This window comes from Pseudomonas sp. Wu6 (assembly GCF_019891515.1).
Classification (GTDB): Bacteria; Pseudomonadota; Gammaproteobacteria; order Pseudomonadales; family Pseudomonadaceae; genus Aquipseudomonas; species Aquipseudomonas orientalis_A.
In genome coordinates, this window is sequence record NZ_JAFLXH010000041.1 from 47,663 (window position 1) to 58,608 (window position 10,946).

Sequence of the window (10,946 nt, forward strand, 5' to 3'; positions counted from 1 at the left end):
GCGACACACGCGGATGCGTCACCGGGCAAAGCAAGCGACCTGCTTCAGAAACGCGGCTTGAGCGTTTTCCAGTCCGGTTGATAGCGCTGCATCTGTTTCACGTCATCACGCTGACGGATACCGCAACTGAGGTATTGGTCATGCAGCTTGCCCAACTGATCGTGGTCAAGTTCCAGGCCCAGCCCCGGCGCGCGGGTGATGCTCACGCAGCCGTCGACGATAGGCAGCTTGCCGCCCTTGATCACCTCCTCGTCCGGCTCCTGCCACGGGTAGTGCGTGTCACAGGCATAGTCGAGGTTGGGCACCGCGGCCGCTACATGGGCCATGGCCATCAGGCTGATGCCCAGGTGTGAGTTGGAGTGCATCGACACGCCCAGGCCAAAGGTGTGGCACATTTTCGCCAGCACTTGGGTGTCACGCAGGCCGCCCCAGTAATGGTGGTCGGCGAGCACGATCTGCACGCTGTTCAACGCAACGCTGCGGCGAAACTCGTCGAAGTCGGTCACCACCATATTGGTCGCCAGGGGCAAGCCGGTACGTGCGTGCAGCTCGGCCATGCCGTCCAGGCCGGGGGTCGGGTCTTCGTAATATTGCAGGTCGTCGCCCAGCAGTTCGGCCATGCGAATCGAGGTGTGCAACGACCAGTTGCCGTTCGGGTCGATGCGCAGCGGCACGCCCGGAAACGCCTGTTTAAGCGCCTTGATGCAGCGCACCTCATGCTCCGGCTCCAGCGCACCGGCCTTGAGCTTGATGCTTTTGAAGCCGTAGGTTTCAAGCATGCGGCGGGCCTGGGCGACGATCTGCGCTTCAGTCAGGGCCTCCCCCCAACTGTCGGGTTTGTAGGGCGAATCGATATGTTCGGCGTATTTGAAAAACAGGTAGGCGCTGAACGGAATCCGGTCGCGAATCGCACCGCCGAGCAGGTCCACCAGCGGCACATTCAGCGCGTGCGCCTGCAGGTCGAGAAACGCCACTTCGAACGCCGAATAGGCATTGCTTACGGCTTTGCTGGCATGGGAGCCCGGCGCCAGCTCCGCCCCGGCAATGCTCTGCGGTCTATACGCCGCCACGGTGGCCTGGACGATAGTGCGCAGGCCATTGAGGTTGAACGGGTCCAGCCCGATCAGCTGTGGCTGAACCTGTTGCTGGATCGCCAGCGCTGGCGCATCACCATAGCTTTCGCCGAGGCCGATGTAACCGGTGTCGCTTTCAATCTCGATGATCGAGCGCAGCGCAAAAGGCTCATGGATGCCACTGGCGTTGAGCAGCGGCGGGTCGCGAAAGGCAATCGGGGTGACGGTGACGCGGACAATTTTCAAGAGACGGCTCCCTGTGGACCTGGACGCACTGTGTGATGTGCCGTGGATGAAGTGGGTGGCGTACCGCTGCGCGGTGCGGTGCGGGCAAAAAACACCAACACCGCCGCCGCCAGTGAAGTGGCCGCCAGCCCGTAGAGGCCGCCCTCGATGGACCCCGTGGTCTGCTCCAGCAAACCGAACGTGGTGGGCGCCACGAAACCGCCCAGGTTGCCGACCGAATTGATCAAGGCAATCACCGCCGCCGCGACCCGCGCGTCCAGGTACCCCTGGGGGATCGGCCAGAACAGCGCCGAAGCGGCCTTGAAGCCGATGGCGGCAAAACAGATGGCGACGAACGCAAACACCGGCCCGCCGATGGTGGACATGAACATGCCGAACGCGGCGATCACCAGCATCAGTGACACCCACGCCTGCTGGTGCTTCCACTTGCTGGCCAGCGAGGCGAAGCCGTACATGGCGACGATGGAAATCAACCAGGGAATGGAATTGAACAGGCCCACCTGGAAGTCACCCAGGTCGCCCATTTTCTTGATCATGCTCGGCAGCCAGAACGTGGCGCCGTAAATGGTCAGGGCGATGGAAAAGTAGATAAAGCAGAACAGTGCGATCTGCGTATCGGCGAGCAGTTTGAACATCGACGGCCGTACGCCCCGGCTCGCCTCGCGCGCCTGTTGCTCGAGTGCTATGGCACTGACCAGCGCGTGTTTTTGCGCAGCGCTGAGCCACTTGGCCTGGTGCGGGTGGGACTGCAACCAGAACCACACGAAGCCGCAGAGCACGATGGAGGCGAAGCCTTCGATCAGGAACATCCATTGCCAGCCATGCAGGCTCAACCCGCTGACATTGAGCAACGCGCCCGACACCGGCCCGGAAATCACCGAGGCAATCGCCGACCCACTGAGGAAAATCGCCATGGCCTTGCCGCGCTCGCTGGCCGGCAGCCACTGGGTGAAGTAATAGATGATGCCGGGAAAGAACCCGGCTTCGGCGGCGCCCAGGATAAAGCGCAACACGTAGAAGCTGGTTTCGCCCTGCACGAACGCCATGCCCATCGCGGCCGCGCCCCAGGTGAACATGATGCGCGTCAACCAGGCCCGCGCGCCGTAGCGTTGCAACAACAGGTTGGACGGTACTTCGAAGATCGCATAACCGATGAAGAACAGCCCTGCGCCCAAGCCATAGGCCGCCGCACCGATGCCCAGGTCGGTTTCCAGATGGCTGCGCACGAAGCCGATATTGACGCGGTCGATGTAGTTGACGATGAACATCACCACGAACAACGGCAGCACATGGCGCTTGACCTTGGCAGCGGCGCTCGCAAGCACGCTCGGGTCTGGCGCATTCTGGAGGGTATCCACGGGCAACTCCCTTTCATTATTTTTTTTGGGGACAGCTCGATGATGGACGCCCGGTATTGTTCCCGTCTAATCTAACCTGGCATTGGATTGATACCGGAATTAGATCAATGTTCGAACTGACGCAACTGCGCTGCTTCACCACCGTGGCCACCGAGCTGAACTTTCGCCGCGCCGCCGAACGCCTGAACATGACTCAGCCGCCGCTGAGCCGGCAGATTCAGTTGCTCGAGCATCATCTGGGCGTGGACCTGTTTGTCCGAACCACCCGCAGCGTCGCGCTGACCGCCGCCGGCCGGGCGTTTTTCATCGAGGCGCAGTACCTGCTGGAGCGCGCCCAGCAAGCGGCGGTCACTGCGCGGCGCTTTGCCGAGGGCGATATCGGTACGGTCAACATCAGCTTCGTCGGCAGTGCGGTGTACGAGTTTTTGCCCAAGGTGATCGCCGAGGCGCGGCTCAAGCAGCCCCACGTCAAGATCGACCTGTCCGAAATGAACACCTACCAGCAGTACGAAGCCTTGCGCGCCCGGCGCATCGATCTGGGCATTGTCCGCGCGCCGCTGCTGGAGCCCGGCTACGCCACCGAATGCCTGGTGCGCGAGCCATTTGTGCTGGCGGTGCCGAGCAGTCATCGACTGGCCCAGGCAGAGACGGTCAGCGTGCACGACCTGGATGCGCAACCGTTCCTGATGTACGCCCATTCCGCCTATCCGCCGTTCAATGAGTTGCTTACCGGCCTGCTGCGCTCGGCCCGCGTCGCGCCGCAGTACGTGCAATGGCTGGGCTCGTCGCTGACCATCCTCGCGCTGGTCAACGCCGGCATGGGCCTGGCCCTGGTGCCGCGTTGCGCCAGCAGTGTGGTGTTCAAGAACGTGGTGTTCCGCGATATCGACCTGGGCGAAGGCGCACAGAGCGAACTGCACCTGATCTGGCGCGAGCACAACGACAACCCGGCGTTCACCATGCTGCTCGAGGGTATCCGCCAGGCGGTGGGCGAGAACCTTCCCGAGCATTGACCCAATCCTGTTGAATACTTGCCTGATCCTCTGAACTTGCAAGCTATTGCATAGATAGCCCTTGCGCGGTGGTCTAGAGTTCGACGATGGGCGACGTACGGTCGCACCACTCTTATAAGAACTTATGCACCACCCACCGATGATCAGCAGGTAAGCCGCCATGCAATTACGTATTAACCAACAGGCCTATGAGGTCGATGCCGACGCCGACACGCCATTGCTGTGGGTGATCCGCGACGACCTGGGCCTGACCGGCACCAAGTACGGCTGCGGCCTGGCCCAGTGCGGCGCGTGTTCGGTGCTGGTGGACGGCAACGTGGTGCGCTCGTGCGTCACGCCGGTGGCCGGTGTGGTCGGTCGCGAGATCACCACCATCGAGGCCATCGAGGCCGATGAGGTGGGCAAACGCGTGGTCGCGGCCTGGGTCGAGCGCCAGGTGGCGCAATGTGGTTATTGCCAGTCCGGGCAGGTGATGGCGGCCACCGCGCTGCTCAAGCACACCCCGGCGCCCTCGAAGGCGCAGATCGACGCGGCGATGGTCAACCTGTGCCGCTGCGGCACCTACAACGCCATCCATGTCGCCATGGATGACCTGGCCGCCGGGAAGGAGACCGCTTGATGAACACACCTGACCTGATTCCGGGCGTGTCCCTCGATGCACCGATCAACCTGTCGCGTCGGCGCTTCCTGGCGAGTACCGCCGTCGGTGCACTGGTGATCGGCTTTGGCCTGCCGCTGGGCGCATCCCGGGTGCAGGCCGCCACCGGCGCCGGCGCCGAACGCGGCACCCAGGTGCCGGCGTTCCTGGAGATCCGCCCGGACGGCAGCGTGCGCCTGCTCAGCCCCTTCATGGAAGGCGGCCAAGGCACGCACACCGCCATGGCGCAGATTATCGGCGAGGAGTTGGATGCCGACCCGGCGACGTTCACCGTTGAAGCCGCGCCGCCCGGCGAGGCCTATGTGGTGATGGAAAATGGCATGCGCATCACCGGCGGCAGCATGTCGGTGCGCATGAGTTATCCGACCATGCGCCGCCTCGGCGCCCTCGCCCGGGCCATGTTGCTGCAGGCCGCCGCCGAGCAGCTGAATGTGCCGGTCGCCCAACTGACCACCCAGCCCGGCCGCGTGCTGCACGCCGCGTCGGGCCGCTCGCTGGGGTACGGCGAGTTGGCCGGGCGCGCCCTGGACATGCCGGTGCCGGACCCTGCCGGCATTACCCTGCGCGACCCGAGCCAGTTCCGCTGGATCGGCAAGCCGGTCAAACGCCTGGATGCCTATGACAAATCCACCGGCAAGGCGCAATACAGCATCGACCTGAAAGTCGACGGCATGCTCCACGCCGCCGTGCAGCACGCGCCGCGCCTGGGCATGAGCGTGGGCAGCCTGCGCAACCAGGCCCAGGTCGAGGCCATGAAGGGCGTGCATTCGGTGCACACCTTGCCCGGCGCCGTGGCAGTGGTGGCCGAACGCTGGTGGCACGCCAAGCGGGCCGTTGAAGCGATCCAGGTGGACTGGCTCGACGCCGCCGCCGACTCCAGCGTGCGCGTGATGCCGGCGGACTTTTCCAGCGACAAGTACCGTGACTTTCTCGCCACTCAAGAAGGCCCGGCCCGTGACGAAGAAAACACGGGAGACGTAGCCGCCACGCTGGCCAGCGCCAAGACCCGCGTCGATGCCACCTATCACAATCAATACCTCAACCACGCCCAGCTGGAGCCGCCCTCGGCGTTGGCGCGCTACAACCCCGACGGCACGCTGGAGGTGTGGCTGCCGAACCAGGCGCCGGATATGTTCCGCGCCGACATCGCCAAGCGCACCGGCCTGGCCATTGAACAAATCACCCTGCACTCTCCGTTGCTGGGCGGGTTTTTCGGTCGGCACTTCCTGTATGAGTCGGCCAACCCGTATCCGCAGGCCATCGCGCTGACCAAGGCCGTCGGTCGTCCGATCAAGCTGATCTGGAGCCGTGAGGAAGAATTCTTGCGCGATGTGCTGCGCCCGGTCGCGGTGGTCAAGTTCCGTGCCGCGCTGGATGACAAGGGCCTGCCGCTGGCCATCGAAGCGGTCAGCGCCACCGAAGGCCCCACCGAAGCGATTGCCGGCAAACAGGGCGACAAGCTCGACCCCACGGCCCTCGAAGGCCTGTCGGGCAAGAGCTATGCGATTCCCAACACGCGCATCGCGCAGATCTACGTCAAAGGCCCGGCCATGCTCGGCTACTGGCGTTCGGTGGGCAATTCGTTGAACGACTTCTTCTACGAAGCGTTCCTTGATGAACTGGCGGACAAAGGCGGCCATGACCCGTACGAACTGCGCCTGCACCTGCTGCGCGACAATGCGCGGCTGACCACGCTGCTGCAAGCGGTGGGCGAATTGTCCGGCGGCTGGAAGCGCGGGCCGTTCACTGCCGAGGACGGCAGCCGCCGTGCCCGTGGCGTGGCGATGGCCTCGCCCTTTGGTTCCCACGCGGCGGTGGTCGCCGAGGTGTCGATCGAGCACGGCCAGGTCAAGGTGCATGACATCTGGCAGGCCATCGACCCCGGCAGCATCGTCAACCCGGCGATCATTGAAGCCCAGGTCAACGGCGCCGTGGCCCTGGGCCTGTCGCAAACCTTGCTGGAGGAAGCGGTGTACGTGGACGGCATGCCACGGGCGCGCAACTACGACCTTTATCCGATCCTGCCGCCGTCGCGGATGGCGCGGGTGCACGTGAAGATCGTCGAGAGCGGCGAAAAGATGGGGGGCATCGGCGAACCGCCGTTACCGGCCGTGGCACCGGCGGTCGCCAATGCGGTAGCCCGGTTGACCGGCCAGCGCATCCGCAGCTTGCCGTTGAGCCGCTACACCTTCAGTTAACCCACAGGGAACGCCCATGAACAACCGCCGATTCGCAAGAACCGCAGGCTGGCTGGCGCTGCCCTGCCTGATCGTCGCAGGCCTGCTGGCCTGGTACGTCACCCGCGAGCCCGCCTCGCCGTTCGAACAGGAACACGCCACCGGCCTGGACCCGGCACTGGTCAGTCGCGGCGAGTATGTCGCCCGTGTGAGCGACTGCGTGGCCTGCCACAGCCTGGCGGGCAAAGCGCCGTTTGCCGGTGGCCTGGAGATGGCCACGCCGCTGGGGGCCATCCATGCCACCAACATCACCCCCGACCGCGACCATGGCATCGGCCGCTACAGCCTCGCCGACTTCGACCGTGCCGTGCGCCACGGCGTGGCACCGGGCGGGCGCCGCCTGTACCCGGCCATGCCCTACCCGTCCTACGTAAAGCTCAGCGACGACGACGTGAAAGCGCTGTATGCGTTCTTCATGAAAGGCGTGCAACCGGCCAACCAGGCGAATATCCCCAGTGATATTCCCTGGCCGCTTAACATGCGCTGGCCCATCGCCCTGTGGAATGGCGTCTTTGCCCCCACAGCGCCCTACGCGGCCAACCCCGGCCAGGACGCGCTGTGGAACCGTGGCGCGTATATCGTCCAGGGCCCCGGCCACTGCGGCAGTTGCCACACGCCGCGCGGCCTGGCGTTCAACGAGAAGGCCCTGGACCAATCCGGCGCGCCCTTCCTCGCAGGCGCCCTGCTCGACGGCTGGTACGCGCCCAGCCTGCGCCAGGACCCCAACACCGGATTGGGCCGCTGGAGCGAGGCGCAGATCGTGCAGTTCCTCAAGACCGGGCGCAACCAGCATGCGGTGGTCTACGGTTCGATGACCGAAGCGTTCAACAACTCCACGCAGTTCATGGCCGATGACGACCTGGCCGCCATCGCCCGCTACCTCAAGTCCCTGCCCGGCGACCCTCAGCGTGACGGCACGCCCTGGCAGTATCAGGCGGCCGACACGCGCCAGGACATTCCCGGCGCCCACACCTACGCGACCCGCTGCGCCTCCTGCCATGGCCTGGACGGCAAGGGCCAGCCGGAGTGGATGCCGCCGCTGGCCGGCGCCACTTCCGCGTTGGCCAAGGAAAGCGCCTCGGCGATCAACATCACCCTCAACGGCTCACAACGGGTGGTGGCCGCCGGGCTGCCGGACGCCTACCGCATGCCGGCGTTCCGCGAGCAGTTGTCCGACCAGGAGATTGCTCAGGTGCTGACTTACGTACGCAGCACCTGGGGCAACCACGGCAGCGCGGTCGACGCGCAGGCGGTCGGCAAGTTGCGCGGGAATACCGACCCGGCGAGCAGCAGCCCGATCATCTTGCACATGCGTTGATGCACAGCGATCCAATGTGGGAGGGGGCTTGCCCCCGATAGCGGTCGGTCAGTCACCTCTTCATTGCCTGACACCCCGCCATCGGGGGCAAGCCCCCTCCCACATTTTGCTCCAGGCACTTACTTGCTCTCGTCGGCCTTGCCTTCCTGCATCTGCACCGACGATTTGCTGCCGCTGCTGTTGTCCTTGGTGGTGTTATCGGAATTGTCGAAACAGCCGTGCAGCAGGAACACGCTGCAAAGGCTCAAGCCCATATAAAACTTTTTCATAAAATCACCTGATGAGTGAAGGAAAGATCGCCAACCCTTGGTGCATGTGGCCAGTACCGGGAGACAAACGTTCCGCCCAGAGGCGGCGAGACGACGAGTGGTTTGCTGTTGACCTGCCAGCATTTACGCAGAGAATATTCGCGCTAATCTTGATCCGCTACGGCCTGCTGCTGGTGTCCCGAAAAACATCCCGTCTCTCATCCGTGGGCTGAATGCAGCGACACCAACAGAGCGAGGCTTCCCATGCCGGATACCCCTGCCACACCAGCGCAACACTGCACGATCGATTACCTTCAAGACACGCTGTTCGGTGCAAACCCGCTTTCCTGTGAGTGCCAGGCCCGGATTACGCAGCACGGCGAGTGCGTCACGTTGCGTATCCTGTCGCCCTGGCCGGAAACGTTGGCGAAGGCCCATACGCTTACGATCAAGGCAGAAGGCCGCACCTATCATGGCGTCCTCCTGGAAGCCCAGGCATCCGGTGCAGATGAACTGGTGCTGGCTGTTGAACGTCAGCCGCAACGGCCGGGGGCAATCGATCACTGACCCACGCCGCAGCCAATGCGCGCAGGCGCATCAATCCGGTTGAACACCCACCTCGGCAGGCTTTCTAGATGTGCTCTACCAACGCCCATGGAGGGACTGCCCAATGACGATTACCCGCCTGCATTCACTGTGCCTGGCGATTTCGATTGCCGCGCTGACCGCCTGCGCCGGCAATGATTCGGCCTCGAATGTCGTCGCGCCCGGCGAGGCCAAGTCACCCACTACGCGCAGCCTCGACGCCGGCGCCGCGCTGTTGCAATCGCGCCCGCCCATCGACGCGCTGAATGCCTACCTGGATGGCTTCCACTTCTACAACGGCCATCCCGACGTGCAGATGGAAGCCCATCACTACTGCGCCATCCTCAACGAGGAGGTGATCCAGTGCGTGATTTACGACGGCAATCGCAAGGATGCCAAGTTGATGGGCGTGGAGTACATCATCAGCGAGCAATTGTTCAGCACGCTGCCTGCGGCGGAAAAGGCGCTGTGGCACAGCCATGTGCACGAGGTGAAATCCGGCCAACTGGTTGCCCCTGGGATTCCGCAGGTGGCCGAACACGCATTGATGGAAAAACTCGTGCACACCTACGGCAAGACCTGGCACACCTGGCATACCGACCTGCACAAGCGCCTGCCGTTGGGTGTTCCGCAACTGATGATGGGGTTCACCGCAGACGGCCAGGCCGACGCGAAGATGGTCGCCGAGCGGGATCAGCGGATGGGGGTCGACAGTGCCCGCAAAAAGACCGATCGCGCCGACATCGTCGCTCCGCCCATCGCGCCCGGTGCGGACGCCTGGCGTGAGGGCAACATCATCCAGATCGTCGACCCCACCCAGGCTCCCCACCAGCACTGACGGCAGCAGCCGGTCATTTGGATTGAACGATCATTTGCCGGCGCTTGCCTCACAAGAATCGGGGCGCGTTCGTTGTCCTTCGCACAAGGAGTCCATCCATGTCTTATGACCATCAAGGCACCGCCAGCGTCATTACTGCTTCGCGCCACCTGGGCACCGAAGATGATGAACTGCTGAATGAGAACGTCGATATAAAAATGACCTGCAGCGGCAAGCCGACCATTGTCCGTGTGGATATTTCCAGCCCGCTGCAATGGCCCGGGCATCCCAACTTCGTCACGGTCAATCTGCCCGACGGCACATCTGTCAGCGGTGTAATCGTAGAATTACAACGCCCGGCCGACGGGCCAGGCTGGGTCACCTTCACGGTGGACGACTGAGACCGAGCGCAGGTCATCGCCTTGTCTGACAACTTCTTTGAATTATTCTTGACGCCAAATATCTGTAGTTCGTGAGCATAGGGAGACCTCATGAAAAACAACGAGTTATTCACCATCAATTATCAGCTTCACGGCGAGCCCAGGTCGTTTATCGTGCGCGCGGCGCGCATGAATAACGCTGAAGCATGGCACTGGGCCAGTTGCGATGCCGGCGTGGCGGTCATCCCCAGGTTCGGGCAAAACAACCTCAAGCGCGTCTCCAAGCCGATGGCGGAAAAATACGGCATTACGGACGTGCGCTGGTACGGTGCGGCAGCTATCCAGTGGGCGGAGGGCGTTACACAATGAACGGTCAGGTGCAGGACGTTACAACGCGGCAGACAGTCAACGCCGAGGTGGCGCACAACAGTCAGATGTTTTTCGAAGCGGATCGACTGGAGGCCCTGGCGTACAAAATCATCGAATCCTATAGCGGCGATGCGGCCATCTAGGCGCGTTTCACCGAAGCCAAGAAGTGTGCGGACGCGCAGCGTACGGCGGCTTATCGAGAGTGGATGCGCATTCACCGCACAAGGAAGAAGTAAACCAAAAGCCCGAAAGCACTGAATATCCACTGTGGGAGGGGGCTTGCCCCCGATGGCGATCTGTCAGTTATAAAAATTTGACTGATACACCGCTATCGGGGGCAAGCCCCCTCCCACATTTTGGATTTGCGCAGTGCTCGGCATCGTCAGCAGCCCCCGCCTGAGTCGCGTATTCACCGCACGAAGATGAAGTAAACCAATAATCCGAAAGCACCGAATATCCACTGTGGGAGGGGGCTTGCCCCCGATGGCGGTCTGTCAGTTATAAAAACTTGACTGATACACAGCCATCGGGGGTGAGCTGGTCTAATAGTCCCGGACACCTCAATAGGTGAAACTACACCTATTGAGGAGTATTCCATGACCAAGAAGTACAGAAAATTCGACGCCGCTTTCAAGCTAAGAGTC

11 protein-coding genes and 1 pseudogene are annotated in these 10,946 nt (G+C 62.9%); 9 read left to right on the forward strand and 3 right to left on the reverse strand.

Annotated elements, in window-relative coordinates:
• Nucleotides 1-44: 44 nt before the first annotated feature.
• Nucleotides 45-1,319: a glucarate dehydratase family protein gene (locus J1G34_RS23215; protein WP_065895608.1), complete on the reverse strand. Its 1,275-nt coding sequence runs from the start codon at nt 1,317-1,319 to the stop codon at nt 45-47.
• Nucleotides 1,316-2,677, reverse strand: a complete 1,362-nt coding sequence (locus tag J1G34_RS23220; RefSeq protein WP_065895612.1) for an MFS transporter — start codon at nt 2,675-2,677, stop codon at nt 1,316-1,318. Before J1G34_RS23220 ends, J1G34_RS23215 begins: the two co-directional genes overlap by 4 nt.
• A 107-nt stretch (nt 2,678-2,784) precedes the next feature.
• Here J1G34_RS23220 and J1G34_RS23225 point away from each other — a divergent pair, with 107 nt between their 5' ends.
• The 4 genes from J1G34_RS23225 (at nt 2,785) to J1G34_RS23240 (ending at nt 7,903) form a co-directional block, all read left to right on the forward strand.
• Nucleotides 2,785-3,690 carry a LysR family transcriptional regulator gene (locus tag J1G34_RS23225; protein WP_065895740.1) on the forward strand — a complete coding sequence of 302 codons (906 nt, stop codon included), beginning with the start codon at nt 2,785-2,787 and terminating at the stop codon, nt 3,688-3,690.
• Nucleotides 3,691-3,850: 160 nt separating this feature from the next.
• On the forward strand, nt 3,851-4,309 hold the full coding sequence (locus tag J1G34_RS23230) for a (2Fe-2S)-binding protein (protein WP_222994688.1): 459 nt from the start codon (nt 3,851-3,853) through the stop codon (nt 4,307-4,309).
• Nucleotides 4,309-6,546, forward strand: coding sequence for a xanthine dehydrogenase family protein molybdopterin-binding subunit (locus J1G34_RS23235; protein WP_222994689.1), 2,238 nt, complete (start codon nt 4,309-4,311; stop codon nt 6,544-6,546). Before J1G34_RS23230 ends, J1G34_RS23235 begins: the two co-directional genes overlap by 1 nt.
• 16 nt (nt 6,547-6,562) lie before the next feature.
• Nucleotides 6,563-7,903 (forward strand): c-type cytochrome, encoded by a 1,341-nt coding sequence (locus tag J1G34_RS23240; RefSeq protein WP_222994690.1) that lies wholly within the window; start codon nt 6,563-6,565, stop codon nt 7,901-7,903.
• A gap of 119 nt (nt 7,904-8,022) precedes the next feature.
• On the opposite strand, the gene J1G34_RS23245 is transcribed toward J1G34_RS23240, so the two are convergent.
• Nucleotides 8,023-8,172 (reverse strand): hypothetical protein, encoded by a 150-nt coding sequence (locus J1G34_RS23245; protein WP_163001565.1) that lies wholly within the window; start codon nt 8,170-8,172, stop codon nt 8,023-8,025.
• A 243-nt stretch (nt 8,173-8,415) separates the two neighbouring features.
• Between J1G34_RS23245 and J1G34_RS23250 the strand changes: the two genes are divergently transcribed.
• From J1G34_RS23250 to J1G34_RS23270, 5 genes and pseudogenes are all read left to right on the forward strand, one after another.
• Nucleotides 8,416-8,718, forward strand: coding sequence for a hypothetical protein (locus J1G34_RS23250; RefSeq protein ID WP_065936324.1), 303 nt, complete (start codon nt 8,416-8,418; stop codon nt 8,716-8,718).
• A 103-nt stretch (nt 8,719-8,821) separates the two neighbouring features.
• Complete coding sequence (locus J1G34_RS23255) at nt 8,822-9,574, forward strand: OBAP family protein (protein ID WP_065936323.1); 753 nt, start codon at nt 8,822-8,824, stop codon at nt 9,572-9,574.
• 98 nt (nt 9,575-9,672) lie between these two features.
• Nucleotides 9,673-9,954, forward strand: coding sequence for a hypothetical protein (locus tag J1G34_RS23260; RefSeq protein WP_122560550.1), 282 nt, complete (start codon nt 9,673-9,675; stop codon nt 9,952-9,954).
• A 90-nt stretch (nt 9,955-10,044) separates the two neighbouring features.
• On the forward strand, nt 10,045-10,302 hold the full coding sequence (locus tag J1G34_RS23265) for a DUF6555 family protein (protein WP_065895600.1): 258 nt from the start codon (nt 10,045-10,047) through the stop codon (nt 10,300-10,302).
• Nucleotides 10,299-10,538 (forward strand): annotated as a pseudogene (locus tag J1G34_RS23270) (hypothetical protein). Before J1G34_RS23265 ends, J1G34_RS23270 begins: the two are co-directional and overlap by 4 nt.
• Nucleotides 10,539-10,946 lie beyond the last annotated feature (408 nt).